Here is a 26,488-nt window from a genome sequence, read left to right as displayed (position 1 = left end):
CTCGTGTGTTCCCATCACGAGGATTGTCCCATGCTAAGATTTCCGCTGATTGCCGCTATCGCAGCCCTGTCCGTCATGCCTGCAACGTCGGCTCTGTCTGATGACACCTACAAGACAGTACATGTACACAACAACACCACCTATGACTTCACGAACGGCTACGTTGAGAAAGCAAGCAACAGCAGCGTTACAGGAATGCCGACATCGATTCCCGCGGGGGAAAGCCGCGGAATTGATGTGAAGATCAAGCATTCAAGCTATCAAATCGACCTTCATTGGCAGCTGAGCAACAACCTTGACGACAATGTTGCCGTGAAACTCAAGAAAGGTGGCGCGAACCAACCGAAGGAGTGTCATACAGACGTTCCGGAAGGCATTCATTCCGATCATTACAACTGTTCCTCGAAAGATCCGAAATTCTACTTCTGCGACGCTTCCGATCAGTCGGCATGCGACAAGTAGGGGTCCCGTGCCGAGGTCTGGTGTAAGAGAGGCATTGCTTTCCCTTTCGCCAGACGCGGTTCTTTGTCCGGGTTACGGTAAGTCTTAGGACGATCTGCCCTGCAAGGAGGTTGGCCCCCAACCGTCAACCGCCCCAGACAACGGCATCTTCGTGCCGCTTGATCAGGTGCCGCAGGTTTTCGAAGCTCTTGGCGACGTGCTGTGCATATTTGTCGACGGCAGGCAGATAGGGCGCGTCGGCCAGGCGCAGGATCCCGAGGGCCCGGTCCGGGTGCGGGATCTGGAACGGCAGCGCCGTCATCGTGCGTTCCTTCCGGTAGGCAAAGACAACACTGTGCGGCAGCACCGTCAGGGCATTCGTGCGGGTCATGTAGTTGATCACGCTGGCGAGCGACCCGCCTGAATAGCGAACCTTGATCTCGGTGGCTCCGAGCGAAAGCAGGATCGAATGAAGGTCTGCGTAGAGCGGGCTGCCGGGCGGCGGGGCGATCCAGGGATATTCGAGCAGTTCCTGTGCCCCGGTTCTGCGATTGCCCAGAAGCGGATGCAAGGCGCTGCAGGCAACGACATTCCGGCCAGGCAGGATCTCCTCGAAGACCAGACCGGACCCCTCCCCCAGAATATCGATCGGACAGATCGCCAGATCGATCCGGTCCGCATGAACGGCTTCGCGCAAGTCCCGGACATAGCCGTAGCTCTGGTCGACGCGGATCTCCGGATAGCTGTTCTGGAAGTCGGCCGTCATGCTGGAAATGAGCGCATCCATGAAAAACGGCGTTCCGCCGACCCGCACGGTTCCCGCCTTGCCTTCCTGAAAGTTCAGAACCGTTTCCGACGCCTTGCGTGAGGCCGCCAGCATCACCATGCCCTGATCGGCCAGGGCCTGCGCCAGCGGGGTTGGCAGCAACGGTCGCTGCCCTTTCTGAAAAAGCGGTTCCCCGAGGCGTTTTTCCAGTGAAGAAAGCGTGCGGGAGACCGCCGGCTGGGTCATGCCGAGCAGTTCCGCTCCTTCCGTCACGCTGCCGGTCTGAACGACTGCAGCCAGTTGGATCAAATGTCGCTCATCCAGCTTCATAGCAATTTGTTATAAACTTGAGTTCGAAAATCATCAACCGCACTGTTCCCGCCCGATAGTCTTCCCGAAGGGTCAGGAAATGACCGTAGGGAGGAACCATGGCCGGCATGTCCGACATCGCCTATTTCAAGACGGAAACGTCCGACCGGCTCTTTGCCGACAGGCTTGATACGACTTCGGATGAACGGCTTGCCCTGGTGCTCAGCAAGGTCGCCGAGCATCTGCATGCGATTGTCCGCGAGACCCGTCCGAGCCTGAACGACTGGCGCGCGGCAATCGAGTTTCTGACCGAAGTCGGCCACCTTTGCGACGACCGGCGTCAGGAATGGGTGCTGGTATCCGACCTCCTCGGCATGTCAACGCTCGTCGACGCGCTGAATTCCGACCGCCCCGGAAAGGCAACCCCGAACACCATGCGGGGGCCCTTCTACCGGCCGGACGTTCCGCTCATGCACCACGGCGTGAACATATCGCTCGACGGTGCGGGAACGCCCGTTGACGTCACTCTTCACCTCAAGGACCTGGACGACCAGCCCGTTGCCGGGGCGCATGTCGAGACCTGGCAGGCCAATGCGCAGGGCTACTACGAGAACCAGCAGCCTGACCTTCAGCCGGAACACAATCTGCGCGGCCATTTCGTTTCGGACGATCAAGGCCGCGTTTCCTATCGCAGCATTCGCCCGTCCGGCTACGAAGTGCCGAAGGACGGCCCGCTCGGAGACCTGCTTGCAAAACTCGGCGCGCCGCTTTGCCGGCCCGCCCATGTCTATTTCCAGGTGACCGCAGACGGTTTCGAGACCCTGACGACGCAGATCTTCGACGGAGAGGATCCCAATCTTGGCAAAGACCCGCTTTTCAGCGTCAAGCCCGGTCTCGTCGGCTGCTTCAGGGAAGCCCGGCCGGGAACGGACGCGGCGCTGGAACTGGACATTGACTTTCACCTGAACCCGGCCAGACAGGAGCTTGATGCATGACCCGCGCCTTCACCTACAGAGGCAGCGCAGCCCATATCGTGTTCGGCGCCGGCAAGCGTGCCGAAACCGGGGTATGGGTGGAAAAACTCGGTTGCGGAAAGGCGCTGGTGCTGTCCACGCCGCATCAGGCAAATGACGCGGAAAAGCTCGCCGGAGACCTTGGCGCACTTGCCGTGGGCGTGTTTGCCAAGGCGACGATGCACACGCCGGTCGACGTTACGGACGAAGCGATGGAGCTTGTGAAGGCGTCGGGCGCGGACAGTGTCGTTTCCCTCGGCGGCGGATCCACGACCGGGCTCGGCAAGGCAATCGCCTACCGCACCGACCTGCCCCAGATCGTGATTCCGACAACCTATGCCGGATCGGAAGTAACGCCGATCCTCGGCCAGACCGAAGGCGGCCGCAAAACGACCGTGCGCGGCGACAGTATTCTGCCGGAGGTGGTGATCTACGACGCCGACCTGACGACGGGCCTGCCGCTTTCAATGACAATCACCAGCGGCCTGAACGCCATGGCGCATGCTGCCGAGGCGCTTTACGCGCAGGACCGCAATCCCGTTTCCAGCCTGATGGCGGCCGAAGGTCTGGCTGCCTTCAGCGAGGCTCTGCCTTTGCTCAAGGCAGACCCGGCAGATACCGAGGCCCGCTCCGCAGCGCTCTATGGTGCGTGGCTCTGCGGCACGGTCCTCGGTACTGTCGGCATGGCGCTTCACCACAAGATCTGCCACACGCTCGGTGGCAGTTTCGACACGCCGCACGCGGAAACCCACGCGATCATGCTTCCGCACACGGTCGGTTTCAACGCCGCCGCAGTTCCCGAACAATTGCAGCCGATTGCCGATCTTTTCGGCGCGACCCCGGGCGCAGGCCTCTTCGATTTCTCGACGAAAATCGGTGCGCCGCTAGCGCTCAGGGATCTTGGCCTCAGCGAAGCGGACCTTGATCGCGCCGCCGATATCGCAACCGAAAATCCGTACTGGAACCCGCGCCCAATCGACCGCGCGTCCATCCGAAATCTGCTGCAGGACGCCTGGGAAGGGTCGCGTCCCGCAGTCTGACCACCTGGTCTGGGAGGAACCAACATGTTGAATAGACGCACATTTCTGAAATCGACCGCGGCAACCGCCGCTCTTGCAGGCTCATCCGGTCTTACCCTGCCTGCGCGTGCGCAGGGCACGCCGATCAAGCTCGGCTATGTGAGCCCGCAAACCGGCCCCCTTGCCGCCTTTGCCGAAGCCGACAATTTCATCATCAGCGGTTTCAACGCGGCAGCGAAAGCCGAAGGCCTCAATATCGAGGTGATCGTCAAGGACAGCCAGTCCAACCCTAACCGGGCTGCCGAAGTCGCCCGCGAACTGATCATCGACGATGAAATCAACCTGATGCTGGTGGCGTCCACTCCGGAAACCACCAACCCGGTCACGACCACATGCGAGAGCGAAGAAATCCCCTGCATCTCGACAGTCGCGCCGTGGCAACCCTGGTTCATCGGCCAGCAGGGCAATCCGGGTGACCCGGGAAGCTGGGAACCGTTCTACTACTCCTATCATTTCTTCTGGGGCCTTGAGGATGTCATCGCGGTCTTCACCAACATGTGGGGGCAGCTCGACACCAACAAGCAGGTCGGCGGCCTGTTTCCCAATGACGGTGACGGCAATGCCTGGGGTGACCCGAATGTGGGCTTTCCGCCGGTCCTCGAAAAACTCGGCTACGGCCTGACCGATCCCGGCCGCTACCAGAACCTGACCGACGATTTCACGGCTCAGATCAATGCCTTCAAGCAGGCGAACGCGGACATCGTGACAGGCGTGATGATCCCGCCGGATTTCACCACGTTCTGGACGCAGGCCAAGCAGCAGGGCTTCACACCGAAAGTCGCCTCGATCGGCAAGGCGATCCTGTTTCCGCAGGCCGTCGAAGCGCTCGGCGATGCCGGCAACAACCTGTCGTCCGAAGTCTGGTGGAGCCCGACGCATCCGTTCTCTTCGTCGCTCACTGGCGAAAGCTCGGGCCAGCTCGCATCCGGCTTCACCGAAGCCACCGGACGGCCCTGGACCCAGCCCATCGGCTTTGTTCATGCGCTTTTCGAATTGGCGGCGGATGTGATGAAGCGCGCCAACGATCCGACGGATGCAGACGAAGTGGCGGAAGTGATCGCTGCAACGAAACTCGACACCATCGTCGGTCCAATCGCCTGGGACGGAAAGGGCCTGCCGCCCTTTGCTCAGAGGAACGTTGCCAAGACACCACTGGTCGGCGGTCAGTGGCGGCTGAAAGACGGCGGTGGCTACGACCTCGTCATTACCGACAACCAAACCGCACCGGACATTCCGACCGGCGGAAAGATGGAACCGATCACCTGAGTTCTGACAGGCGCGGACCTCGTGTCAGCGCCGAGCTTGAGGGAGAGAGCCAATGACGATCCTGGCACTGGACAATGTGTCGAAAGCCTTTGGCGCGCTGCGCGTTTCGCAACACATCACGTTTGATCTTGCCGAAGGCGAGGCACTGGGTGTGATCGGACCGAACGGCGCCGGCAAATCGACCCTGTTCAACCTCATCACCGGCAATCTGCCGGTGGATGAGGGCCGGATCGCGTTTCTCGGTCAGGACGTAACACACGTCCCGCCGATGGAACGGTGTCTCAGCGGACTTGGACGCACGTTCCAGATCCCGCAGCCTTTCGAGAAGCTGACGGTTTTTGAAAACCTCATCGTTGCCGGAGCCTTCGGCAACCGGTTGCCGGAAAGCGCCGTGTCCGACGAATGCGCAGAGATCCTCGTTGAAACGGGCTTGATCGGAAAGGCGAACGAAGTTGCCGGCAGGCTCAGCCTGCTGGAACGCAAGCGCCTGGAACTGGCCCGCGCCATGGCAACCCGGCCCAAGGTGCTGCTGCTCGACGAGATCGCCGGCGGGCTGACTGAAGGCGAATGCCACGCGCTTGTCGCAACCATCCAGAAGATCCACTCTGGCGGCATGTCGATCATCTGGATCGAGCACGTCCTCCACGCCCTGACATCGGTCGCCGAACGTCTTCTGGTGCTCGACTTCGGCAAGGTGATCGGGATCGGCGAGCCGGACGCCATCATGAACTCGCAGGAAGTGCGGGAAATCTATCTCGGGATCGATGTGTGATGGCGCTGCTTCAGACAGACAATCTGACCGCCCACTACGGCGACTTCCAGGCTCTCTTCGGGGTCGATATCCGGCTTGAGCAAGGCGAGACGGTGGCGATCATCGGCGCAAACGGGGCCGGCAAGACCACGCTGATGCGCTCCATCTCCGGCGTTCTGTCCAACCAGCCCGAAGCCATCATGTTCGAGAACGACCGGATCGGGTCCACGCACGCGGCGGACATCGTGAAAAAAGGCATCGCCATGGTGCCCGAAGGACGCAAATTGTTCCCATCGCTGAGCGTTGAGGAAAACCTGCTGATTGGCGCATATGGCCGCAAAGGCGCCGGTGTCTGGACCCTTGAGACCGTCTACGAGATGTTCCCTGTCCTGAAGGAGCGCCGGCTCAATCCCGGAACCGCCCTTTCCGGCGGACAGCAGCAGATGGTGGCGATCGGACGGGCGCTGATGTCCAATCCGCGCGTGCTCCTGTGCGATGAAATCAGCCTCGGCCTTGCGCCGGTGATCATCAAGGACATCTACGCCGCTCTGCCGAAAATCAAGGAAACCGGAACATCGATCGTCGTGGTGGAGCAGGACATCGGCCAGGCACTGAAGGTCGCCGACCGCGTCTACTGCATGATGGAAGGGCGGATCACGCTCGAAGGGGCCCCGTCCGACCTCAGCCGCGACGCCATCCACAACGCATATTTCGGAGCTTCCGCATGATCTGGGTCGACACAATCGTCCAGGGTGTTCTGCTTGGCGGGCTCTATGCCCTCTTCGCCGCCGGACTCAGCCTCGTCTTCGGGATCATGCGGCTGGTGAACCTGGCCCACGGCGATCTCATCGTCATGGCCGCCTACCTGATCCTGGTGCTGGTGACGCTGCTTGGCATCGACCCGTTTCTCGCGGCCCTGATCTCTGCCCCGTTGCTGTTCGGCATCGGCTGGTTGCTACAGATGCATGTTCTCAACCGAACCCTCGGACCCGACATCCTGCCGCCTCTGCTCGTTACCTTCGGTCTGTCGATCGTGATCCAGAACGCTCTCCTGGAAGGCTTTTCCGCCGACAGCCAGCGCTTGTCCGTCGGCCCGCTGGAAACCGCATCGCTCGCAATCGGGCCCGTCAATGTCGGCGTCATGCCACTGCTCACCTTCCTGTCCGCGATCATCGTGATCATCGCACTCAACCGGCTTTTCTACAGCACGTCGCTCGGCCGGGCCTTCCGAGCGACTTCAGATGACTCCGTTATCGCCAGCCTCATGGGGATCCGTCCCCAGAACATCTTTGCAACCGCGACCGGGATCGCCATGGTCGTCGTGACCATCGCTGCGCTTTACCTGGGCACCCGCGCCAATTTCGACCCGACGATCGGACCGGCGCGCCTGATTTATGCCTTCGAAGCCGTGATCATCGGCGGCCTCGGATCGCTCTGGGGCACGCTCGCCGGCGGGATCATTATCGGCGTCGCGCAGACCCTCGGGGCCGCGATCAATCCGGAATGGCAGATCCTCGCCGGGCACATCGCCTTCGTCATTGTCCTGTTGTTCAGACCGCGCGGCCTGTTCCCGCGGGCCGTGGATTGAGGAAGCTGCCATGACTAGCTCCGCCCAACCCGCCTGGACCGTCGAGACCCGGACGCGCACGTCGACCATCTTCCTCGGCCTTGCCGCTGTCCTCGTGATCGTCCTCGCCTTTGCCCCCTTCTATGCATCGCGCAGCCTGATCCAGGACCTGTTCTTCATTCTGACCATGCTGGTGCTGGCCCAGGGCTGGAACCTTCTCGCAGGCTATGCAGGTCTCGTCTCCGTCGGCCAACAGGCCTTCGTCGGTATCGGCGCCTATGCCATGTTCGGTGGCGTTATCCTTCTGGACCTTGATCCGCTGGTCTCGATCCTTCTCGGCGGCGTCGCGGCTGCCCTGCTGGCCATCCCGACCGCCTTCTTCACTTTCCGTCTGCAGGGGGCCTATTTCGCCATCGGCACCTGGGTTGTCGCGGAAATCGTCCGTCTTACGGTCGCGCAATGGAAAGCCCTCGGCGGCGGCACGGGCACATCCCTGCCCCGCAGCGCGACCCGAGAAATGTTCGGCCTTGAATTCCTGAAGGACACGTTCGGCTTAAAGACCTCTGCGGCAACAGACGTCATCACCTTCTGGCTCGCGCTGGTGCTCGCCGTCGTCACGGTCGGGGTGGTCTACCGGCTGCTGCGCTCACGGCAGGGGCTCGGGCTCGCGGCCGTGCGCGACAACCAGAACGCCGCCCGTTCCGTCGGCGTTGATGCGCAGCGGCTGAAGACAATCGTTTATCTCAGCACAGCCTTCATCACGGGCCTCGCCGGCGCACTCATCTATGTCCAGAAAGCCCGGATTTCTCCCGATGCCGCCTTCTCGGTGCTGGACTGGACCGCCTACGTGATCTTCATCGTCGTCATCGGCGGCATCGGAACGATCGAGGGACCGATCATCGGCGTCCTCGTGTTCTTTGCCCTGCAGAATTCCCTGTCCGGCTATGGCTCCTGGTACCTGCTGGTCCTCGGTTTGCTGGGCATCGTCATCATGCTGTTCGCACCGCGTGGCCTCTGGGGTCTCTTCACCGACCGCACCGGCATCGAACTCTTTCCCATCCGCCGCCGGCTCTCCAGCGGCCCTACCGAAAAACCGGGAGGTTGACATGAAAAAGACACTCACAGCCCTGTTTCTGATCGCAAGCGGCTCCATGGCGACGGCCGATGGCCTGCCCGGCATGAAGGGTATGGACCATATCGGTTTCACCGTCCCCGACCTGGAAGAGGCCGTCACGTTTTTCACCGGCACGCTCGGCTGCAAGGCGTTCTATCCGCTCGGCCCGTTTTCCGGCGGCGACAGCACGTGGATGCAGGATCACCTGAACGTCGATCCGAAAGCGACCATTCCGGCCATGCGCCTCGTGCGCTGCGCAAACGGCGCCAACCTTGAAATCTTCCAGTACACCGCACCGGACCAGGACAGCGAGCCGCCACGCAACTCCGACATCGGCGGACACCACCTTGCGTTCTACACCACCGACATGGACGGCGCGGTCGCCTACCTGCAGGACAAGGGCATCAAGGTGCTGGGCGCACCAACGAAGATGACCGAAGGCCCGTCGGCCGGGGAAACCTGGGTCTATTTCCTTGCTCCGTGGGGCATGCAGCTTGAACTCGTGAGTTACCCGGACGGCAAGGCCTACGAGGCGGATTTCGACGCGCGCCTCTGGGACCCCCGGTCCTGATCGATATTTGGAGGAACTGCAAATGGCTGATTACAGCACCGATGTCCTGATCATCGGCACAGGTCCGGCGGGCTCCGCGACAGCGGCGCTTCTGTCGACCTACGGCATCGAGAACATGGCGATCAACCGATATCGCTGGCTCGCCAACACGCCGCGCGCGCATATTACGAACCAGCGCACCATGGAGGTCCTGAGGGATCTCGGACGCGAGGTCGAGGACGAAGCCTACCTCTTCGCCGCGCATCAGGAACTCATGGGCGAAAACGTCTTCTGTGAGAGCCTTGCCGGTGAAGAAATCGGCCGAATGAAGAGCTGGGGCAATCATCCGCTCTCGAAGGCCGAGCACCTGATGGCCTCGCCGACCATGATGAACGACCTGCCGCAGACCTTCATGGAGCCGCTTCTGTTCAAGACAGCCTGCTCGCGGGGCACCCAGGCACGCATGTCGACCCAGTACCTCTCGCACGAACAGGACGCTGAAGGCGTGACAACCACTTGCCTCGACCGGCTGTCGGGCAAGGAGTTCACCATCCGCTCGAAATATCTCGTCGGTGCTGACGGCGGCAATTCCCTCGTTGCCGAACATGCCGGCCTGCCGTTCGAAGGCAAGATGGGCGTCGGCGGCTCGATGAACATCCTGTTCCGGGCGGACCTTTCCAAATATGTCGCCCACCGGCCCTCCGTTCTTTATTGGGTGATGCAGCCCGGCGCGGATGTCGGCGGTATCGGCATGGGCCTCGTCAGGATGGTGCGGCCCTGGAACGAGTGGCTGATCGTCTGGGGTTACGACATCAACCAGCCGGCCCCGGAAGTCGATGAAGCAATGGCAACCGACGTGGCCCGCCAACTGGTCGGTGACCCGGAGCTCACTATCGAACTGATCTCGGCAAACACCTGGACCGTCAACAACATGTACGCCACGCACATGCAAAAGGACCGGGTGTTCATCATGGGCGATGCGGCGCACAGGCATCCGCCGTCCAACGGTCTGGGATCCAACACCTCGATCCAGGACAGTTTCAACCTGGCCTGGAAGCTTGCCGCGGTTCTGAAGGGCCAGGCGAGCGAAGCGCTGCTCGACAGCTACAGCGTCGAACGGGCACCCGTCGCCAAGCAAATCGTGACCCGTGCCAACCAGTCGATTGCCGAATTCGGCCCGATCTTCGAAGCGCTCGGCATGGGCGAAGGTGTCGACCCGGAGGTCATGCAGCAGAACCTGGTCGCACGTTGCGACAGCACCGATGCCGCAGAAGCGCAACGCGAGGCGATCCGCAAGGCGATCGCCTTCAAGAAATACGAGTTCGATGCCCACGGCGTGGAAATGAACCAGCGCTACAAGTCAAATGCGGTTGAAACGGACGGCCAGCCGGAGCCGGCTTTCGAACGCGATGCAGAGCTTCACTACCAGGCGACCACCTGGCCGGGAGCCCGCATTCCCCATTGCTGGCTGTTCGATCACGACACGGGCGACAAGTTTTCGACGCTCGATCTGTGCGGCGGCGGCGCCTTCACCGTTTTCACCGGCATAGGCGGCGAAGCCTGGGAAGAAACCGCGAAATCCGTCGGCGCGGAGTTCGGTCTCAATGTCGTGGTGCATGTGATCGGTCCGCGCCGGACATATGTCGATCACACCGGCGACTGGGCGCGGGCGCGCGAGGTCAGCGACAAGGGCTGCGTCCTGGTGCGTCCGGACCAGCATGTCGCGTGGCGCAGCACCGGACTGACAAGCGATCCTGCCGGCGATCTGCGCCGCGTCTTTTCCAAAATTCTCGCACGTTAAGGAGAGCCCGATGGAAGCTCACGAGCTTGGTTATTTCACCGAAGAAAATTCCGCGGAAGTGGTTACGGGCCGGAACAAGAACGCCAGTGACCCGCGCCTGAAGGAAATCATGGAAGTCGTGACGCGCAAGCTTCACGAGGCGGTAAAGGAAATCGAACCGACCCAGGAAGAATGGTTCAAGGCCATACAGTTCCTGACGGCGACGGGGCACAAATGCGACGACTGGCGCCAGGAGTTCATCCTGTTGTCCGACGTGCTCGGTGTCTCGATGCTGGTCGATGCCGTCAACTCGCGCCGCCCGACCGGCGCCTCGGAAAACACGGTCCTCGGGCCCTTCCACCTGGGCGATGCGCCGGAATACGAGATGGGACACAACATCTGCCTGGATGATAAGGGCGAAGACCTGCTGGTACGCGGCATGGTCAAGGACATCGACGGCAATCCCATGGAGGGGGTCAAGATCGATGTCTGGCAGGCCAATGATGAAGGCTTTTATGACGTCCAGCAGAAAGGCATCCAGCCGGAGTTCAACCTGCGCGGCGTGTTCCGCACCGGACCGGACGGCAAATACTGGTTCCGGGCGGTCAAGCCGAAACACTACTCGATCCCGGCCGACGGACCTGTCGGCGACATGCTGAACCGGCTCGGACGGCACCCGTTCCGCCCGGCGCATCTCCACTACATCGTGTCCAAGGACGGTTACGACGAGCTGACCACACATATCTTCGACCCGGATGACGAATACATCGATTCCGACAGCGTGTTCGGGGTCAAGAAGAGCCTGATCGCGGACTTCCGCAAGATCGAAGACCCGGAAAAGACACGGGACGCCGGTTTCAGCGGCCCCTCTTTCTGGGACGTCGAGTTCGATTTCGTGCTGGCTCCGAAGAAGGCGTAAGATGTCCAAACCCTGCATCATCTGCGTCGCGATTACCGGCTCCCTGCCGCGCAAGGAGCACAATCCGGCCGTGCCGATCACGGTTTCCGAGCAAGTCGAGAGCACCCACGAGGCATTCGAGGCCGGGGCGACGATCTGCCATGCCCATGTGCGCAACGACGATCAAACCCCGAGCTCCGACCCGGAGAAATTCGCCCGGCTCAAGGAAGGACTGGAAAAGCACTGCCCCGGCATGATCATCCAGTTCTCCACGGGGGGCAGATCCGGGGCGGGCAAGGCGCGCGGCGGCATGCTGCCGCTGAAACCCGACATGGCCTCGCTCTCGGTCGGCTCCAACAACTTCCCGACCAGGGTCTATGAGAACGCACCCGACCTTGTCGACTGGCTGGCCGGGGAAATGAAGATCCACGACGTGAAGCCGGAAATCGAGGCGTTCGATCTCAGCCATATCCACCAGGCGGCGGCGATGAACCGGGACGGACGCATTCCGGGAGATATCTACATCCAGTTCGTCATGGGCGTGAAGAACGCCATGCCCGCGGACAAGGATGTGTTCGACTACTACGTCAGAACAGTCGAGCGCCTGATGCCGGATGCTGAATGGTGCGCCGCCGGTATCGGTGCGAGCCAACTCACCTTGAACGAATGGTCGATCGCTGCCGGCGGCCATGCCCGCACCGGGCTTGAGGACAACATCCGCCTCGACCGGGACCGGCTCGCGCCGTCGAACGCCGCTCTTGTCAAGCGAACAGCCGAAATCTGTGCCGCCAACAACCGGCCTGTTGCGTCAGCCCACGAAGCCCGGTCGCTGCTTGGCCTTGCCCCCAAACCCCACTGAAAACCCAGGAACCCTTAAATGAGCGATCCCTTCGAAGCCGCACATGTTGAAGCCAGAGAGGCCGCCCGCGCCTTCCAGGCCATGGAACATTCAGCGGACCCGACAACCCTCGAACTCCTGTTCACGGTGGCCCGCACCCACTACGGCTGGCAGGACCGCGATGTGTCCGAAGAGACGCTGCATGCGCTCTACGACATTGCGAAAATGGGACCGACCTCGATGAACCAGCAGCCCATGCGGGTGCTGTTCATCCATTCGGACGATGCCAAGGACAGGCTCGAGCCGTGCCTGATGGAGGCCAACAGGCCCAAGATGCGCACCGCTCCCGTTACGGCAATCATCGCCTATGACCTGAACTTCTGGGAGGAGCTGCCGAAGCTGTTCCCGCCCAATCCCAATGCGCAGGACATCTTCCGCAACAACTCGACGGCAGCGCAGGTCAACGCCTTCCGGAACGGGACGCTGCAGGGCGCCTATTTCATGCTCGCCGCGAGAGCCGTCGGGCTGGATGTCGGGGCCATGTCCGGTTTCGACAACAAGAAAGTGGACGAGGAGTTTTTCCACGGAACGTCCCTCAAATCGAATTTCCTTGTGAACCTTGGTTACGCCGACACGTCGAAGATTTTCCGGCGTCTTCCCAGGTTCGACTACGCCGACGTCTGTCAGACGCTTTAGGAGGACCACGCCATGTCAGGCCCGCACATTACCAAGGACGACATCCTGAAAGCCTCGGCGGGGATGCTGCAAAAGCAGCTTTTCGTCGTCTTCACCAGCCCGACGAACGGAATGGGGCCGGTGATGGAAAACATCGAAGAACACCTGAAGTTCCAGGTCGACCTGGAACAGAGGGGCATCATGCTCGGTGCCGGTCCTTTCTGGGCCGACGACGAACATACCTGGAACGGCGAAGCATGGTGATCATTCGCGCCGACAGCCTCGCCCACGCCCGTGAAATCGCCGAGACAGATCCGATGCATTCCTCGGGTGCACGCAGTTTCACGATCCGGCCCTGGCTGCTCAACGAAGGCCGGATCACGGTCGAGGTGAATTTCTCGACAGGACGCCACGCGGTCGCCTGATGACCGCTCTTTTGGGAGGAAAACGCATGAAACGCATGATAGCTGCACTCAGCCTCGCCGCCGCAGCGGCCATGGCACCGGCACAGGCCGAAACCTACAACCTGACGATGGCATCCAGCCATCCGACCGTCTTGCCCTGGGTCGGACAGCTGTCCACCCTGGTGGTCGGCGAATCCAACAAACGCCTGGAGGCGATGGGGGCCGAAGACCGGATCGAATGGACGGAAGCCTATGGCGGATCGCTCTACGGCTTCAAGGACACGCTGGAAGCCGTCGGCGACGGCCTGACCGACGCCGGCTGGGTCGGCACGCTCTGGGAAGGTTCCAAGATGCCGCTCCAGAACATGACCTATTTCACGCCCTTCGTTTCCGATGACCTTGTTGCGACGCTGAAGATCATGAACGAGCTGCACCGCGAACTGCCCGCCCTGCAGAAAGCCTGGGATGATCAGAACGTGGTCTTCCTCGGCGCCAGCGGTGTGGAAACCTATCACCTGCTGACGAATTTCCCGGTGAATTCCCTGAAGGACCTGGAAGGCCGCAAGATCCTCGCACCGGGGCCGTCCGCCAACTGGATCAAGCATCTGGGTGCTGTCCCGGTGAACGGCGCGCTGCCGACCTACTACAACCAGATCCAGACCGGCGTTGCCGACGGCATGGTCGTCATCGTGACCGGCGCCTTTCCGAACAAGCATTACGAGGTCGCCCCCTACGTAACGCTTGTCGGTATCGGCGCGCAGATGACCGGCGGTCTTGGCATCAACAAGGATGTCTGGGACGGCCTGTCTGACGATGTCCGCAAGGTCCTGACGGAACTTGGCGAGGAATACACGGTTGCCCATGCCGAGGAAGTCATGGCGCGCTACGACGCGTTCCTGGCCAAGCTGCCGGAAGTCGGCGCGACCGTGACCACGCTGCCGGCAGAAGAAGTCTCGACCTGGGCCGACGGTCTTCCGAACCTTGCCAAGGACTGGTCCGACGCCAATGCCTCCGACGGCGCCGAGGACGTCTTGCAGGCCTACATGGCCAAGGTGCGTGAAGCCGGCCTGGAGCCGCGCATCGACTGGACCAAGAAGTAAAGGGAGGGCTCGCCGTGGCGATCACATCACGACAATTCCGCCACGGCGCCGACCGGACGGTGAACGGGGTTTCCGCGCTCACCGGCGCCGTCAGTGCGGCCGCCTCGATCTGGATCTTCTGCCTGATGCTCCTGATCTGCTCCGACATCGTCGGACGCACCTTCTTCAATTCGCCCGTGCAGGGCGTTGCGGAGATCGTGGCCAACTCCATCGTTGCCATCGTTTTCCTTCAGGCCGGCCACACCGTCATGAGCGGGCGCATGACCCGCACCGATATCCTGATCGGCAGCATCGAGGAGCACAGGCCCTTCGCTGCCGCCGTCATGCGCGTGTTCTTTCACCTCGCCGGAATCTTCGTCTTCGCCCTGATTGCCTGGGGGACCTGGCCGAAGCTGGTGGACGCCTGGGTCGAAAACGAATTTTTCGGCGCGCAGGGCGTCTTCACAGCACCCGTCTGGCCGATCAAGGCCTGTCTTTTCGGCGGCTCGATCCTCACGTGCATGGCTTTCGCCACGCAGGTGCTCATCGATGTGAAGGAAATCCTGAACGCCTCGCGCGTCGAACCTCTCACCGTCCGCCATTCCGTTGACCTGCCGCCCAGAGGCCTGCCCATTCTGATCGGCTTTGCGCTGCTTCTGGTACTCGGCTACGGGGTGTTCTTTGCCGATCTCGGCCGGATCGAAATCGGGGTCGCCGCGATTTTCTTCATGCTGATGCTGATCTTCTCCGGCGCACATATTGCGGTTGTGCTGATCCTGCTCAGCTTTCTCGGCATCTGGCTGATCCGCGACAACCCGAATGTCGCCATGCGCTCGCTGGCGCTGGCCGCCGACGGGGCCATCAACCGTTATCTCTTCGGCGTCGTGCCGCTGTTCGTGCTCATGGGCCTGATCGTCGACACGGCAGATATCGGACGCGACGCCTACCGGGTCGCCGCCTGGATGCTTCAGAAGATCAAGGGCGGCCTCGGCATGGCGACCGTTGCCGCCAATGCCGTGTTTGCCTCCATCACCGGCATTTCCATCGCCTCGGCAGCGGTGTTCTCGCGGGTCGCGGTGCCGCAGATGGTCGCCAACGGTTACAACAACCGCTTCGCGCTCGGCGTGGTCGCCGGCTCGTCCGTCCTCGGCATGCTGATCCCGCCGAGCCTGCTCCTGATCATCTACGGGGTTCTGGCGGAACAGTCCGTCGGCGCGCTTTTCCTTGCCGCGATCGTACCGGGCATCCTGCTGGCGCTGGTGTTCGGTGTCGGCATCTACCTGATGGCAAGGTTCCGGCCCAGAATGGTGATGCAGAGCGACCGCCCGGCGGTAATCGAGGGGGAAACCTGGGGCACGGCCGCCGTCAAGCTGATCCCGATCACGGTGCTCGTGATCATCGTTCTCGGCGGCATTTATTCCGGTTTCTTCACGCCGACCGAGGCTGGTGCTGCGGGCGCTGCCGCGTCCATCGCCGTTGCCGTTGCCAAGGGCAGCCTGACCTGGGCGCGGTTCTGGAAGGTGCTGGTCGATACCGGTCTCGTTTCCGTCTCGATTCTCCTCCTGATCATTGCGGCCTCAATGTATTCAAGGATGCTGACGCTGTCGACGATCCCGCAGGAAATCACCATGCTCTTCTCCGATGCCGGGCTCGGGCTGATGGGCTTCATGATGATCTACCTGCTCCTGGTAATCGTCATGGGCATGATCCTCGATTCCACCTCGATCATGCTGATCCTTCTGCCGCTGTCGCTGCCCATCGTTACGGGGCTCGGCGGCGATCTCATCTGGTTCGGCATCGTCACCGTGATCGCCGTGGAGATCGGTTTGCTGACGCCCCCCTTCGGACTGACGGTCTATGTGGTGAAGGCGACGATATCGGACAGCAGCACGACCCTCGGCGACATCTTCATCGGCACGTTTCCGTTCGTGGTCATGATGACAATCGTCACCTTGCTGCTCACCTTCATCCCGGCGCTCAGCCTGGTCTTTGAATAGGAACCGCCATGCATTTCGTCATCTTTGCCAAGGACCGCCCGGACGCCCTCAACCGGCGCCTCGACGTCATCGATCTTCATCGCGCCTATCTGGGCGAAGCCCCTGCCCGGCACGGCGTCAGGGTGCTGCTCTCCGGTCCGCTCACACGGGATGACGGGGAGACCATGCGCGGGTCGTTCTTCCTGCTGGATGCGCCGGACCGGGCGTCGATTGAAGCGCTTATCGAGGGAGATCCGCTCAAGGCGGCGAATGTGTGGGAGACGGTCGACGTCTCTGCCGTCCATGTCAGGCAGAACAACATGACCGGTTCCTGAAACCGGTCAAGGGAGATGAAGAACAATGCCAGGTTTCAAGGGCGGGTGCCTGTGCGGCGCGATCCGCTACGAGGTGTCGAGCGATCCGGTCAACATGTGGAACTGCCACTGCGACGACTGCCGCAAATCATCCGGAGCAAGCTACGCAACCAATGTCTTTGTGAGGGTCGCAGACCTCACGATGACCCGGGGCGAAACGGCCAAGTTCCAGCACAAGTCGGACAGCGGCAACAGCATGACCAAGGAATATTGCGCCGACTGCGGCTCGCAGATCTTCAACGCCAATTCGGGCCGTCCGGCGATCAAGGTCGTGCGCGCCGGCACGGTTGACGACGGCAGCTTCGTGAAACCCAGGGCAAATGTCTACGCTTCGCGCGCCCTGCCCGGGGTTCTGGACGGATCGGACCTCCCCGCCTTCGACGAAATGCCACCGGACCCGTCCGTGTTCTTCAAGGGCTAGTGCGGTGAATTTGACGTTCGCATCATTGCTGCAGCAGTCTGCGAAGCGAACTTCAAATTCGTAAACCGCACTAGAAACATAGACTTGCTAGTCACCTTCTTGAATCTGCAGTTCGTTCGAAGCCCGCTGCAAAATGAACCGAACTTCAGATTCAGGTGACTAGTGGACATCGTCCGGGTCTCTTCGGACGGCAGTGTGTCTGCCGGGCCGAGTTCCGCGCCGCCCGTTTGGAACCGATGTCAACGCGGCAACAGACGCACACAACAAAGCATTCGCAGACCGTGTTGCGGTCCGATGCGAGTGGTTTGCGTGTTGGGAAAAGTGGTCGGGGCAGCAAGATTCGAACTTGCGACCCTCTGGTCCCAAACCAGATGCGCTACCAGGCTGCGCTATACCCCGATCCGTTGATTTGGCGGGTGTACAGACGTTCGCAGATTGCGTCAAGCGGGAATGATGCGTGATGTTCTGTCCTTTGTGGACATGCACCGGCAAATTGTTCCCGGGCCAATTCCGCGAACCGGGCATCGTGCGGTCCTGTTTCGAACTGTTCCCAAAACAGCAAGAAAACCGACCACGAGACAACGAGCCTTCGCACGGAATACGCGTAATTCGTGTCTTTTGTGACGGATATCATAACGAAATTACCGCGGCGTCGCTATTTCAGCATCCAAGTGAAGCCGGCACCTTGCCGGCCCAAATTGCATGGAGACTGATGATGAGTTCAGTGAAAGCGAAACGTGGCTACAAGGGGCCCTATGTCGAACAGTTGCAACGTCAGCTCAACCGGTCCTCAATCGGCATTACGCTCACACCGGACGGCGATTTCGGGTCCAAGACGGAAGGCGCGGTTTACGCGTTTCAAAGTCAGGAAAGCCTCATGGTCGACGGCGTTGTCGGCGCATTCACCGACGCTGTCCTGTTCGAAAAGGATCATCAAAAACTGAGGCACAAGCCCAAGGAAGTCTTCCAGGGGGCAACGTCCAACTGTTGGGCTGCCGCCACCGAAAGCTGGCTGACCACGCGCCACGGCCGGCGCAACTATACGCAAGAACAGATCATCTCCGGTATGATCTCGGAAGGCGGCGCAAGATCGAATGGTGCGTTGCGGATCCCGAGCGGCCAGACACTCTGGGAACTCTACTACGGTCTGCGTCCGCTCTCTGTCTCTTCAGACGAGTTCTACGCTGAAACGGCCTTCACCCGGATGTCCTGGCACGGGCCCCTCATGATCGGCTACAAACCCACCGGGTCCGATGTCGGGCATGTCGAAGTCATGTGGGGAACCACGATCCACAAAGGCAAGCCTGCCGTAATTACAATGGATCCCCTGAAGCAGACCAACCCCATGAAAGTGATCAAGATCCCTGAATTGCACGGCATGGGCGGACGCGTGACAACATGGATGCCGAAAGTGCCGCTGCTGATCTAGTCGATGTCATGCTCTGGCGGAACAGGTAGTGAGCGACCGCGCGGGCATATGGTCTCCACCGATCCGAACAGGATTCAGACCAATGCGCCACCAAACGGGTCTTTCGGGAATGGAGTGGCAACCTCACGAGTAAACATAGGGTTACGGAGGATCACGCGTGAGGTTGCCAAGCGATGCCTTCGATCGCAATTTGACGCTACGGCATGTTTATTAATGAACCGTTTCGTCTCAAAAAAATGTATCTTAAATTTTGACAGACGGGTAACATCGAAGTCGGACGGCAGTCCAACAAAGCTGATCAGTTGATCGTGGATGGAAGCTCTGTTTTCCCGTTTCGCGCGCTCAGCCACCCGTCATCGATGCGCTGGAGACCCTGTCGCCGACCTTGATGCCACGTTCTGCCGATGTCCCGGCGTTGAGTTCCAGGACGTATTTGGCAGGTGCGCCCGAGGGGATCGTCTGCTCGGAAAAGGGCGTCGTGTCGGCGGCGATGCTGACGATCCCGCCGGCGGCGTCGATATAGATGATATCGAGCGGCAGCGGCGTGTTCTTCATCCAGAAATAGCGGTCGCCTTCCTGTTCGAAGATGAACAGCATGCCGTGGTCGGCGGCCATTTCCTCGCGGAACATCAGGCCGCGGGAACGCTCGGGTGCGGTCACCGCGACCTCCACCGTGAACTCATGCGTCTTCCCGGAGCTTTCAACCGTCAGGGGTTCGGTGCGCAGCCGCTTGCCGTCATCCTGTGCGACGGCGCCGGCGGACAGGCCCGTCACCAGGATCAGGGCAAGGAACACCTGGGCGGCTGAGCGGAAAAATCGGGACACTGGTTTTCACCTTCAACAGTTACACATCGGCGGGAGCGCGGTTGCACATCTGCCGGTCAATTCGAATTCGGGGCTGCGCGTTTTCAGGATCAACCCGCCTGTCCGGGGACATTCGGCAAACAAAAAGGCCGGAGCAAGTCCGGCCGGAAGGAAACTCCGCGCAAGCAATCCCGGTTCAGTGCGACGCGGGAATATGTGTTCCGGTTCCCACGGGGCGGATCTCGGCGGCCATGCGCCCCTTCGGCCCCTGGCCGAAACGAACCTGCACATCCTGCCCGGGCCGCAATTCCGTGATCCCGAAGCGGCGCAGCGTCTCCATGTGAATGAAGATGTCTTCCGTGCCCTCGCCCTGAGTCAGGAAACCGAATCCCTTCACACGGTTGAACCACTTGACCGTCGCCGTTTCAAACCCGCCTTCGGGAACGACCTGGACATGGGTTCTTGACGGCGGCAGCTGCGAGGGATGGGTCGCCGTCGTTTCGTCCATCGACAGGATGCGGAACGCCTGCAGGCCACGGGGCCTGTCGAGCACTTCGCAGACGACGCGCGCGCCCTCGTAAGCCGTCTGGTAACCGTCGCGTCTGAGACAGGTCACGTGCAGAAGTATGTCGCCGTCTCCGCTGTCGGGTACGATGAAGCCATAGCCCTTGCCCACATCGAACCATTTTATTGTTCCGGCAATCTCGAATACGTCGACGGCAACGTCCTCTGTCGTCGTTTCGAGCGCGCGGGGTTCCCGTGCGGTTTTCACCCCCATAGCGATATTGTCCCGTCTCTGGTCCGCATCATTTGGCCGAGGGCAAGTTGCGACTCACCTCACGACCGATTCCTAATAAAAGGATAACATTGCGACTTATAGCGAGAAGCGAAATTGTGGAACTAACCACAGACCATTTACATGTTTTGATCAGTTTCTTCGCCAAAACCTGAAAAAGTTTGTGCCAGCGGCGTTCGAATGACAGTAGAGGCGAGCGAATCGAGCGGCGTTTCTTGTCCATTGAGAATCACGAGTTCGGCGCGGTAACGAACAGCATTTACCGGCAACTGGGCCGCGGGGTGCACCACGAGCGAGGTTCCCATCGCCAGGAAGACGTCGCAGGCCTGCGTGGCCTGAAAGGCGGCTTCAAGCTCGGCCTCGGGCATCTGCTGGCCGAAACTGATGACCGCGGCCTTGAGAAGGCCGCCACAGGCGGTACAGCGCGGCGAGCGCCTTTCCTCCACGTCCTTCCTCTGGTCAGCGAGTTCCGCCCGCCTGCCGCAATCCAGGCAGGTGGCAAACGTCGAGTTGCCGTGAATTTCGATCAGCCTGTCCTCCGGAAACCCCGCCGCCTGATGCAAACCGTCGACATTCTGGGTCACCAGGCACTTGAGCTGCCCCGTCTCCGCCAGTTTCGTCAGGGCCCTGTGCGCGGCGTTTGGCCTGGCCTTTTCAAAGAAGTCCGCCATCTCGAAACGCCGGTCCCAGTCTTCAAGACGGCTTTTTTCGGAAGCAATGAAATCCTGGTATTGAACCGGCCTGCGCTGGGACCATATCCCTCCCGGGGACCGGAAATCCGGAATTCCCGATTCAGTCGAAATACCCGCGCCGGTCAAAGCAACGATGCTGAGGCCGTCATCCTGCAAAAAATCGGCTACAAAGTCTCTGGCTTCGGAAAGGCTGGTGATAAGGGTCATGAGCCGGCCGGGCACCTCTGGATAGATCCCTCGATTGAGGAAAAGGACAAGCTATGCGTTATCTGCACACGATGGTTCGTGTAACCGACATTGAAGAGTCCCTGGACTTTTATTGCAACAAGATGGGCATGACGGAGATCCGCCGTCACGAAAGCGAAAAAGGCCGTTTCACCCTGATCTTCCTTGCCGGTGGGGACGATATCGAGGCGGCAAAGGCGAACAAGGCTCCTCTTCTCGAGCTGACCTACAACTGGGATCCGGAGGAATACAGCGGTGGCCGCAATTTCGGTCACCTTGCCTTTGAGGTCGACGACATCTACGCATTCTGTGACGATCTGCAGAAAAAAGGCGTGACGATCAACCGTCCGCCGCGTGACGGCCACATGGCTTTCGTTCGTTCGCCGGACAACATTTCCTTCGAGCTGCTTCAGAAGGGCGAAGCCCTTGAAATCAAAGAACCCTGGGCATCCATGCCGAATACCGGCGAGTGGTGATTCCGTCCGGTTTTCAACATGTGCGGGTCCGGAATACCGGGCCCGCAAAAAATTGTCGCAAAGGCTCTTGCGGGCAAGTCCATTCCCGCCTATAAGCCTCCCCACGACGCAGCCGCGTCGACCGCGCGCCCATCGTCTAGCGGTCTAGGACGCCGCCCTTTCACGGCGGAAACACGGGTTCGAGTCCCGTTGGGCGTGCCATTTCCCCTCACATTATTCCGGGTCAGGCAGCAAACGCGCTCGCGCGTGCGTCAGCGCGTGGGCGAAACGTAGCGCCCTTCGATCGCCTGGGCCGGGTCGTCGCTTCCGAACAACGTCCTGCCCGGAAAATGACGCTGGTAGAACGCGGCCAGGTCGTTCGCGCCCGGACCGGCATATTCGATCCTGCCATCGGGAAAGAAGACATCGAGATCATCATCCTCGTGGTCCGATGCATAGGTTTCCTGGGAGCCGTGCAGGATCATGTTGACGCCGATGCGGCTGTTCACGAAGTTCTGGACATCGACGAATTTCGGCGAACGTGCATGCGTCTGCCCAAGCCTTTTTTCCTTGACCCTGACGATGCGATCCGGGGCGTCCATGTCGACGATGCCGTAGAGATCAAAGTCGCCGTGGATGCATTTCCCGGCCGTGATCAGGGAGCTGGAGGTGAACTTGACACAGCCGTAATAAGGATCTTCCGGATTGCGTTCGACGAAGTATTGGCCGCCGGCGGGAATATAGGTGAAGCTTTTCTGTTTTTCATGAGTGGACATTTCCGGATGCAGCTGGCCCGCAAATGAGCGCCACGCCGCCAACGCCTTTGCATATTTTCCGTCGGTGTAGGCGCCCTCCCCGAACAAATTCGGATCAACCACGAGGCCGGCAATCACGCCCCGTTTCGCTTCGGGCAGACGTGCTCCGGTCGGCACGACGTTGTAATCGGCAGTCTTTGCCTTGCAGTCCAGCCTTTTGGGGACCGCGTAGGGTTCTCCGATATGCTGCAGCGACGCGGTGTTCGTTCGCCTCACCAGGATCGCAACGTTGTAAAGCTTCGCCGCCGTCTTGAAGACACCTATGTGCGGGCCTTTCATGTGAGAAAGAATATCTGAATGACCAGCCATCAAACCCGCTCCCGCTCGAACTCGATCGCGGCCATCCGGTATCGCCGCGCGTTGGAAGCCATTCTACCAAGATCCTCTGCGGAACGTACGTGATCTTCATCACGCATCTTGCCTAAAGCCGAAGGATTGCCAGCGCCGCCGCCGCACAACTGTCCTTCATCTGTTCAAGAGGCGCTGCCTCTGCCGGAAATCGACGAAAAGTTGATACAAAAATCGTTGAAGCATCTGTGTGAACAGTGGAATCACGCATAAAGTTTGTCTATGATCAGCGCGAGGATTCAAGCGTTCTTGGAACCTTCACACTCGGGCAGGTGGGCATTTTTAAGAGCAATTTCACCAAAACGCATACTTGTGACGCGTATTACACATCGATTAATGCCGCAGAGGTAGGTTAAAGAAGAAGAGGACACTCGCCTCAAATAAAGATCGGACAAACCGACGGGCAATATTGATCTTACGAGAGGACAGGACATGTTCACACGAATGATCGCCGTGCTGGCAATATTATTGGCAGGTACAATACCAGCTCTGGCAAAGCGCGTTGCACTCGTCATCGGCAACGGCGCCTACGAACACACGGTTCCGCTACCCAACCCATCGAACGATGCGGAAAAAATGGCTGCAAAACTGCGTAGCCTCGGTTTTGAGGTCGTTGCCGGCCAGGACCAGACCTACAACGACATGCGCCGCTCCGTCATGGATTTCGCGAAGAAGGCCTATGGTGCCGAAATCGCGCTGCTGTTTTACGCGGGCCACGGCATGCAGGTCGCTGGCCAGAACCTGCTGGTCCCGATCGACGCCCGGATCGAAGACGAGACGTCGCTCGATTTCGAAACCATCTCCGTCGACTTCATCATGCGCCAGATGTCCAAGGACGTTAAGGTGCAGATGGTGTTTCTCGACGCATGCCGCGACAACCCGCTGGCGCGCACACTCGCACGCCGCATGGGACCGAGCCGGTCCGGAAGCCTCGGTAGCGGCCTTGCGGAAATCAAGGTCGAGGAAACCGGCGGCGAAGGCTCCGTGATTGCGTTCGCGACAAGCCCGGGCGACGTCGCCCTGGATGGCGAGGGACAGAACTCTCCGTTCACGTCCGCTCTCATCCGGCACATCGACACGCCGAACGCATCCATCCAGACCGTGATGACGCGTGTTACCGGCGATGTCTACGACGCCACCGAAAAGCGTCAGCGTCCCTGGGTCAATGCATCGCTGATCGGCGAGGTCTTCCTGAACAAGCAGGCTGCACCGGCAGCGGCGGGAACGGAAGTCGCGTCCCTCGGAAGCACTGCGACAACGACGCCCGTACCCAACCAGGCCGTGACCAACGCTGCAACCGCAGCTGCGGCAACACCCCAGCCGAACCTCGACTGGGAACGCGAGAAGCTGATCTGGGAAGCTGCAAAGTCCAGCGACACGGTCGCCGACTATGAATCCTACCTGTCGGCGTATCCGAACGGGACGTTCGCGGACTTTGCCCGCAACTCGATCAAGCGTCTGCAAGGCGGCGCACAGGTTGCTGCGGTCAATCCTGCGGCCACGGCTCCGGCGAACGCTGCGCAGGGCGCAGTACCGGGTGCAGCGGTCACGTCCCTGCCGAACCCGCAGACAGCCGTTCCGGGCACTGCGGAAACCGAAGCCGCGCTCGGCTGGAACCGCACCGCACGTCGGGAAATCCAGACACGCCTGAACCTTACCGGGCACAATGTCGGACGCCCTGACGGTGCCTTCGGACCCAAGACCCGTGCCGGCATCGTCGCGTGGCAGACGGCAAACGGACTGGTTCCGTCCGGGTTCTTCACGGCGTCTCAGCAGCTGCTGCTGACCAACCAGACGGCGGTGCAGTACTCGGCCTACATCGCCGAAATCAAGCGCAAGCAGCAGGCTGCTTCCGCCTCGCGCAGCACAACGACCCGCCGGAACAACACGACCCAGCCCCAGCGTGCGACCAACACGCAGCGGCGGAACACCGGCGGAGGCGTGAACCCGGCAGGTGCCGCGTTTATCGGCGGCGTTGTCGGCGGCATCATCGGTGGTGCGATCGGCCGCTAGGCGAGCACTACAGAAACAGGAAAGCCCGGCAAATTGGCCGGGCTTTTTTTGTCAGTCCAATTTGAGACTGACCCGCTTGAGCCGCGAGGTTTTCGCCACATCCAGCACCCTGACCACCTGCTGAAAATCGATCGTGGCATCCGGGATGAGCACGGCAGATGCCGCACCCGCCTCCGCCAGGTTGTCCAGTTCCTCCACCAATTTGGTCAACGGCACATTCTTGCCGTTCACAACGAGACGCGGCTGTGCGTTGCCCGGTCCCGCCCTGAAATTGATCAGGACGGCGGGAACACCTTTTGCGGCAGAGGTATCAGAAATGCCCGTCGCCTCTCCGCTGCCGAGCGCCACGTCCAGCGGCCGCCAGATACCGAATGTCGACGACAACAGGAAGAACATCACGAGAATGAAGATCACATCGATGAGCGGCGTCAGTGGTATCCGCCTGCGTTTTCCAATCGGTGGATGGATCAGGATCATCTGTTACGTCTTCAATCACAAGGCTTGAGCGGTGCCGACCTTGTCATATTCCGTCTGTCTGCGTCAAACGGCATCGAAACGGCAAATTGACCCGCGCGGCGCTCCGTCTTAGCGTAAGCATTCGATGATCAGAGACTTCTTCCTCATGGCGAGAGCCAAGCATGCCGCGTATCGAATCCCATGCGCACGGCACTTCGACCGGGCTGCGGCCGTCTTGTGCATTGCGCCGGTGCTGTTGTTCATGGCCTCTCAGGACGCGCAGGCCGGACTGCGGGTGTGCAACGGGTCCGTCGATCTGGTGAACGTTGCGATCGGATACGACACCGAGGAGGGTTTGCGCACCGAGGGATGGTGGACCATAACCGCGAACGCATGCAGCCAGGTGCTGCAGGAACCCTTGAAGGCAGAAAACTATTATCTGCACGTTTCGGACGGTTTCGGCGAAGGCCGGCTCGGCGGCGACGTTACGCTGTGCATCCGCCAGGAAAAATTCGTTCTCTTCGATGGAGACCAATGCTGGCAAAGAGGCCTGATCGAGGCCGATTTTTTCAAGATCGAGACTGAAGGCGCTGAAGACTGGACTGTTTTGTTGTCATATGACTGATTTTTGTGTCAGATGGCGTTGAGTGCTGATTTTGTTATCGTTTCAGCGTGATGTTTTCGGGGGAATTACATGCGGTTTTTGACGCAATTCGTCGCAATCTGTTTTCTGAGCATCGCCTCGCTCACGCCAGGTCTGGCGCAGGCGCCGACCGGCAAGATCAGTCTGGAACTGAACCACGTCCAGCCGACCCAAGACGGCGGCTGCCGCTTGTCGATCATCGCGACCAACGGTCTGGAGCGCCCGATGAGCCAGCTCGGTCTGGAAATTGTTGCCTTCAACAAAGATGGCCTTGTCGACCAATTTCTGCGGCTTGAATTCTCACGCATTTCTGCCGGTAAAACCAAGGTTCTCCAGTTCGATCTAGCCGGAAAGGCATGCGACAGCCTGTCCAGGTTACACATCAACGACGTGTTGAACTGCGTTCCGGCGAGTGTCACGGACGTCTATTGCCCTGATTTGCTGGACCTTGGGAACCGGACAGCGATCGAGTTCGGCGACTGACCGTGTCACCCGAGACCGAATGGAGCCG

General features: G+C 60.5%; 30 protein-coding genes and 2 tRNA genes. 25 read left to right on the top strand and 7 right to left on the bottom strand.

Annotated elements, in window-relative coordinates; genetic code table 11:
• Positions 1-30 precede the first annotated feature (30 nt).
• A complete protein-coding gene (locus ACO07N_RS20830) occupies positions 31-462 on the top strand; it encodes a hypothetical protein (RefSeq protein WP_421982868.1) in 432 nt (143 codons plus the stop codon).
• A 124-nt stretch (positions 463-586) separates the two neighbouring features.
• Here the strand turns inward: ACO07N_RS20830 and ACO07N_RS20825 are convergent, their stop codons facing one another.
• Positions 587-1,537 (bottom strand): LysR family transcriptional regulator, encoded by a 951-nt coding sequence (locus ACO07N_RS20825; RefSeq protein WP_421982867.1) that lies wholly within the window; start codon positions 1,535-1,537, stop codon positions 587-589.
• A gap of 98 nt (positions 1,538-1,635) precedes the next feature.
• Between ACO07N_RS20825 and ACO07N_RS20820 the strand changes: the two genes are divergently transcribed.
• The 18 genes from ACO07N_RS20820 to ACO07N_RS20735 all read left to right on the top strand — a co-directional run bounded on the left by ACO07N_RS20820 (position 1,636) and on the right by ACO07N_RS20735 (position 17,301).
• Positions 1,636-2,511 carry a dioxygenase gene (locus ACO07N_RS20820; RefSeq protein ID WP_421982866.1) on the top strand — a complete coding sequence of 292 codons (876 nt, stop codon included), beginning with the start codon at positions 1,636-1,638 and terminating at the stop codon, positions 2,509-2,511.
• Positions 2,508-3,569 (top strand): maleylacetate reductase, encoded by a 1,062-nt coding sequence (locus ACO07N_RS20815; RefSeq protein ID WP_421982865.1) that lies wholly within the window; start codon positions 2,508-2,510, stop codon positions 3,567-3,569. The genes ACO07N_RS20820 and ACO07N_RS20815 overlap by 4 nt, the downstream gene beginning before the upstream one ends.
• A gap of 24 nt (positions 3,570-3,593) precedes the next feature.
• On the top strand, positions 3,594-4,874 hold the full coding sequence (locus ACO07N_RS20810; protein WP_421982864.1) for an ABC transporter substrate-binding protein: 1,281 nt from the start codon (positions 3,594-3,596) through the stop codon (positions 4,872-4,874).
• 52 nt (positions 4,875-4,926) lie between these two features.
• Positions 4,927-5,646 carry an ABC transporter ATP-binding protein gene (locus ACO07N_RS20805; protein WP_421982863.1) on the top strand — a complete coding sequence of 240 codons (720 nt, stop codon included), beginning with the start codon at positions 4,927-4,929 and terminating at the stop codon, positions 5,644-5,646.
• Positions 5,646-6,353 (top strand): ABC transporter ATP-binding protein, encoded by a 708-nt coding sequence (locus ACO07N_RS20800; RefSeq protein ID WP_421982862.1) that lies wholly within the window; start codon positions 5,646-5,648, stop codon positions 6,351-6,353. Before ACO07N_RS20805 ends, ACO07N_RS20800 begins: the two co-directional genes overlap by 1 nt.
• On the top strand, positions 6,350-7,213 hold the full coding sequence (locus ACO07N_RS20795) for a branched-chain amino acid ABC transporter permease (protein WP_421982861.1): 864 nt from the start codon (positions 6,350-6,352) through the stop codon (positions 7,211-7,213). The genes ACO07N_RS20800 and ACO07N_RS20795 overlap by 4 nt, the downstream gene beginning before the upstream one ends.
• A 10-nt stretch (positions 7,214-7,223) precedes the next feature.
• Positions 7,224-8,297 carry a branched-chain amino acid ABC transporter permease gene (locus tag ACO07N_RS20790; RefSeq protein ID WP_421982860.1) on the top strand — a complete coding sequence of 358 codons (1,074 nt, stop codon included), beginning with the start codon at positions 7,224-7,226 and terminating at the stop codon, positions 8,295-8,297.
• A gap of 1 nt (position 8,298) precedes the next feature.
• A complete protein-coding gene (locus tag ACO07N_RS20785) occupies positions 8,299-8,877 on the top strand; it encodes a VOC family protein (protein ID WP_421982859.1) in 579 nt (192 codons plus the stop codon).
• A gap of 22 nt (positions 8,878-8,899) precedes the next feature.
• Positions 8,900-10,657 (top strand): FAD-dependent oxidoreductase, encoded by a 1,758-nt coding sequence (locus ACO07N_RS20780; protein ID WP_421982858.1) that lies wholly within the window; start codon positions 8,900-8,902, stop codon positions 10,655-10,657.
• 10 nt (positions 10,658-10,667) lie between these two features.
• Positions 10,668-11,555: an intradiol ring-cleavage dioxygenase gene (locus tag ACO07N_RS20775; RefSeq protein ID WP_421982857.1), complete on the top strand. Its 888-nt coding sequence runs from the start codon at positions 10,668-10,670 to the stop codon at positions 11,553-11,555.
• Position 11,556: 1 nt separating this feature from the next.
• Positions 11,557-12,393, top strand: coding sequence for a 3-keto-5-aminohexanoate cleavage protein (locus ACO07N_RS20770; RefSeq protein ID WP_421982856.1), 837 nt, complete (start codon positions 11,557-11,559; stop codon positions 12,391-12,393).
• 81 nt (positions 12,394-12,474) lie between these two features.
• Positions 12,475-13,068 (top strand): malonic semialdehyde reductase, encoded by a 594-nt coding sequence (locus ACO07N_RS20765; RefSeq protein ID WP_421984463.1) that lies wholly within the window; start codon positions 12,475-12,477, stop codon positions 13,066-13,068.
• A gap of 12 nt (positions 13,069-13,080) precedes the next feature.
• A complete protein-coding gene (locus ACO07N_RS20760) occupies positions 13,081-13,311 on the top strand; it encodes a hypothetical protein (RefSeq protein WP_421982855.1) in 231 nt (76 codons plus the stop codon).
• Complete coding sequence (locus tag ACO07N_RS20755) at positions 13,305-13,472, top strand: hypothetical protein (RefSeq protein WP_421982854.1); 168 nt, start codon at positions 13,305-13,307, stop codon at positions 13,470-13,472. The genes ACO07N_RS20760 and ACO07N_RS20755 overlap by 7 nt, the downstream gene beginning before the upstream one ends.
• A gap of 26 nt (positions 13,473-13,498) precedes the next feature.
• Complete coding sequence (locus ACO07N_RS20750) at positions 13,499-14,551, top strand: C4-dicarboxylate TRAP transporter substrate-binding protein (RefSeq protein ID WP_421982853.1); 1,053 nt, start codon at positions 13,499-13,501, stop codon at positions 14,549-14,551.
• 14 nt (positions 14,552-14,565) lie between these two features.
• Positions 14,566-16,527 (top strand): TRAP transporter large permease subunit, encoded by a 1,962-nt coding sequence (locus tag ACO07N_RS20745; protein WP_421982852.1) that lies wholly within the window; start codon positions 14,566-14,568, stop codon positions 16,525-16,527.
• An 8-nt stretch (positions 16,528-16,535) separates the two neighbouring features.
• Positions 16,536-16,841, top strand: a complete 306-nt coding sequence (locus tag ACO07N_RS20740; RefSeq protein ID WP_421982851.1) for a YciI family protein — start codon at positions 16,536-16,538, stop codon at positions 16,839-16,841.
• Between the two features lie 25 nt (positions 16,842-16,866).
• Entirely contained in the window at positions 16,867-17,301 is a 435-nt protein-coding gene (locus ACO07N_RS20735) for a GFA family protein (protein ID WP_421982850.1), read from the top strand.
• Between the two features lie 322 nt (positions 17,302-17,623).
• On the opposite strand, the gene ACO07N_RS20730 is transcribed toward ACO07N_RS20735, so the two are convergent.
• Positions 17,624-17,700: transfer RNA gene (locus ACO07N_RS20730), tRNA-Pro, on the bottom strand.
• Between the two features lie 316 nt (positions 17,701-18,016).
• On the opposite strand from ACO07N_RS20730, the gene ACO07N_RS20725 reads away from it, so the two are divergent.
• Positions 18,017-18,730, top strand: coding sequence for a peptidoglycan-binding protein (locus tag ACO07N_RS20725; RefSeq protein ID WP_421982849.1), 714 nt, complete (start codon positions 18,017-18,019; stop codon positions 18,728-18,730).
• A gap of 342 nt (positions 18,731-19,072) precedes the next feature.
• On the opposite strand, the gene ACO07N_RS20720 is transcribed toward ACO07N_RS20725, so the two are convergent.
• The 3 genes from ACO07N_RS20720 to ACO07N_RS20710 all read right to left on the bottom strand — a co-directional run bounded on the left by ACO07N_RS20720 (position 19,073) and on the right by ACO07N_RS20710 (position 21,229).
• Positions 19,073-19,555, bottom strand: coding sequence for a DUF192 domain-containing protein (locus ACO07N_RS20720; protein WP_421982848.1), 483 nt, complete (start codon positions 19,553-19,555; stop codon positions 19,073-19,075).
• A 175-nt stretch (positions 19,556-19,730) separates the two neighbouring features.
• Complete coding sequence (locus ACO07N_RS20715) at positions 19,731-20,312, bottom strand: cold-shock protein (protein WP_421982847.1); 582 nt, start codon at positions 20,310-20,312, stop codon at positions 19,731-19,733.
• Between the two features lie 137 nt (positions 20,313-20,449).
• Entirely contained in the window at positions 20,450-21,229 is a 780-nt protein-coding gene (locus tag ACO07N_RS20710) for an SIR2 family NAD-dependent protein deacylase (protein ID WP_421982846.1), read from the bottom strand.
• A 53-nt stretch (positions 21,230-21,282) separates the two neighbouring features.
• On the opposite strand from ACO07N_RS20710, the gene gloA reads away from it, so the two are divergent.
• Together gloA and ACO07N_RS20700 are read left to right on the top strand one after the other, a co-directional pair.
• A complete protein-coding gene (gene gloA / locus ACO07N_RS20705; RefSeq protein ID WP_421982845.1) occupies positions 21,283-21,723 on the top strand; it encodes a lactoylglutathione lyase in 441 nt (146 codons plus the stop codon).
• 125 nt (positions 21,724-21,848) lie between these two features.
• Positions 21,849-21,924, top strand: a tRNA-Glu gene (locus ACO07N_RS20700).
• 50 nt (positions 21,925-21,974) lie between these two features.
• Here the strand turns inward: ACO07N_RS20700 and ACO07N_RS20695 are convergent.
• Positions 21,975-22,826, bottom strand: a complete 852-nt coding sequence (locus ACO07N_RS20695) for a hypothetical protein (RefSeq protein ID WP_421982844.1) — start codon at positions 22,824-22,826, stop codon at positions 21,975-21,977.
• Between the two features lie 471 nt (positions 22,827-23,297).
• Between ACO07N_RS20695 and ACO07N_RS20690 the strand changes: the two genes are divergently transcribed.
• The gene (locus ACO07N_RS20690; RefSeq protein ID WP_421982843.1) at positions 23,298-24,878 is read left to right on the top strand and encodes a caspase family protein; all 1,581 of its coding nucleotides are present in this window, start codon (positions 23,298-23,300) and stop codon (positions 24,876-24,878) included.
• Positions 24,879-24,929: 51 nt separating this feature from the next.
• On the opposite strand, the gene ACO07N_RS20685 is transcribed toward ACO07N_RS20690, so the two are convergent.
• Complete coding sequence (locus tag ACO07N_RS20685; RefSeq protein ID WP_421982842.1) at positions 24,930-25,355, bottom strand: ExbD/TolR family protein; 426 nt, start codon at positions 25,353-25,355, stop codon at positions 24,930-24,932.
• A 241-nt stretch (positions 25,356-25,596) separates the two neighbouring features.
• Here ACO07N_RS20685 and ACO07N_RS20680 point away from each other — a divergent pair, with 241 nt between their 5' ends.
• Together ACO07N_RS20680 and ACO07N_RS20675 are read left to right on the top strand one after the other, a co-directional pair.
• Positions 25,597-25,959, top strand: a complete 363-nt coding sequence (locus ACO07N_RS20680; protein WP_319387269.1) for a DUF1036 domain-containing protein — start codon at positions 25,597-25,599, stop codon at positions 25,957-25,959.
• Between the two features lie 69 nt (positions 25,960-26,028).
• Entirely contained in the window at positions 26,029-26,460 is a 432-nt protein-coding gene (locus ACO07N_RS20675) for a hypothetical protein (protein WP_421982841.1), read from the top strand.
• The last annotated feature ends 28 nt before the right edge of the window (positions 26,461-26,488 follow it).

Origin of the sequence: Roseibium sp. (genome assembly GCF_965229775.1) — a bacterium.
Lineage (GTDB): Bacteria > Pseudomonadota > Alphaproteobacteria > Rhizobiales > Stappiaceae > Roseibium.
This window is presented reverse-complemented; position numbering and strand designations above follow the sequence as displayed.

Coding starts and splice junctions, on each gene's coding strand:
- ACO07N_RS20770 (WP_421982856.1), top strand. CDS start 11,557: ATGTCCAAACCCTGCATCATCTGCGTCGCGATTACCGGCTCCCTGCCG.
- gloA (WP_421982845.1), top strand. CDS start 21,283: ATGCGTTATCTGCACACGATGGTTCGTGTAACCGACATTGAAGAGTCC.
- ACO07N_RS20785 (WP_421982859.1), top strand. CDS start 8,299: ATGAAAAAGACACTCACAGCCCTGTTTCTGATCGCAAGCGGCTCCATG.
- ACO07N_RS20675 (WP_421982841.1), top strand. CDS start 26,029: ATGCGGTTTTTGACGCAATTCGTCGCAATCTGTTTTCTGAGCATCGCC.
- ACO07N_RS20830 (WP_421982868.1), top strand. CDS start 31: ATGCTAAGATTTCCGCTGATTGCCGCTATCGCAGCCCTGTCCGTCATG.
- ACO07N_RS20710 (WP_421982846.1), bottom strand. CDS start 21,229: ATGACCCTTATCACCAGCCTTTCCGAAGCCAGAGACTTTGTAGCCGAT.
- ACO07N_RS20825 (WP_421982867.1), bottom strand. CDS start 1,537: ATGAAGCTGGATGAGCGACATTTGATCCAACTGGCTGCAGTCGTTCAG.
- ACO07N_RS20760 (WP_421982855.1), top strand. CDS start 13,081: ATGTCAGGCCCGCACATTACCAAGGACGACATCCTGAAAGCCTCGGCG.
- ACO07N_RS20695 (WP_421982844.1), bottom strand. CDS start 22,826: ATGGCTGGTCATTCAGATATTCTTTCTCACATGAAAGGCCCGCACATA.
- ACO07N_RS20755 (WP_421982854.1), top strand. CDS start 13,305: ATGGTGATCATTCGCGCCGACAGCCTCGCCCACGCCCGTGAAATCGCC.
- ACO07N_RS20725 (WP_421982849.1), top strand. CDS start 18,017: ATGAGTTCAGTGAAAGCGAAACGTGGCTACAAGGGGCCCTATGTCGAA.
- ACO07N_RS20685 (WP_421982842.1), bottom strand. CDS start 25,355: ATGATCCTGATCCATCCACCGATTGGAAAACGCAGGCGGATACCACTG.
- ACO07N_RS20790 (WP_421982860.1), top strand. CDS start 7,224: ATGACTAGCTCCGCCCAACCCGCCTGGACCGTCGAGACCCGGACGCGC.
- ACO07N_RS20800 (WP_421982862.1), top strand. CDS start 5,646: ATGGCGCTGCTTCAGACAGACAATCTGACCGCCCACTACGGCGACTTC.
- ACO07N_RS20795 (WP_421982861.1), top strand. CDS start 6,350: ATGATCTGGGTCGACACAATCGTCCAGGGTGTTCTGCTTGGCGGGCTC.
- ACO07N_RS20810 (WP_421982864.1), top strand. CDS start 3,594: ATGTTGAATAGACGCACATTTCTGAAATCGACCGCGGCAACCGCCGCT.
- ACO07N_RS20740 (WP_421982851.1), top strand. CDS start 16,536: ATGCATTTCGTCATCTTTGCCAAGGACCGCCCGGACGCCCTCAACCGG.
- ACO07N_RS20775 (WP_421982857.1), top strand. CDS start 10,668: ATGGAAGCTCACGAGCTTGGTTATTTCACCGAAGAAAATTCCGCGGAA.
- ACO07N_RS20780 (WP_421982858.1), top strand. CDS start 8,900: ATGGCTGATTACAGCACCGATGTCCTGATCATCGGCACAGGTCCGGCG.
- ACO07N_RS20820 (WP_421982866.1), top strand. CDS start 1,636: ATGGCCGGCATGTCCGACATCGCCTATTTCAAGACGGAAACGTCCGAC.
- ACO07N_RS20690 (WP_421982843.1), top strand. CDS start 23,298: ATGTTCACACGAATGATCGCCGTGCTGGCAATATTATTGGCAGGTACA.
- ACO07N_RS20735 (WP_421982850.1), top strand. CDS start 16,867: ATGCCAGGTTTCAAGGGCGGGTGCCTGTGCGGCGCGATCCGCTACGAG.
- ACO07N_RS20815 (WP_421982865.1), top strand. CDS start 2,508: ATGACCCGCGCCTTCACCTACAGAGGCAGCGCAGCCCATATCGTGTTC.
- ACO07N_RS20715 (WP_421982847.1), bottom strand. CDS start 20,312: ATGGGGGTGAAAACCGCACGGGAACCCCGCGCGCTCGAAACGACGACA.
- ACO07N_RS20805 (WP_421982863.1), top strand. CDS start 4,927: ATGACGATCCTGGCACTGGACAATGTGTCGAAAGCCTTTGGCGCGCTG.
- ACO07N_RS20765 (WP_421984463.1), top strand. CDS start 12,475: ATGGAACATTCAGCGGACCCGACAACCCTCGAACTCCTGTTCACGGTG.
- ACO07N_RS20750 (WP_421982853.1), top strand. CDS start 13,499: ATGAAACGCATGATAGCTGCACTCAGCCTCGCCGCCGCAGCGGCCATG.
- ACO07N_RS20680 (WP_319387269.1), top strand. CDS start 25,597: ATGGCCTCTCAGGACGCGCAGGCCGGACTGCGGGTGTGCAACGGGTCC.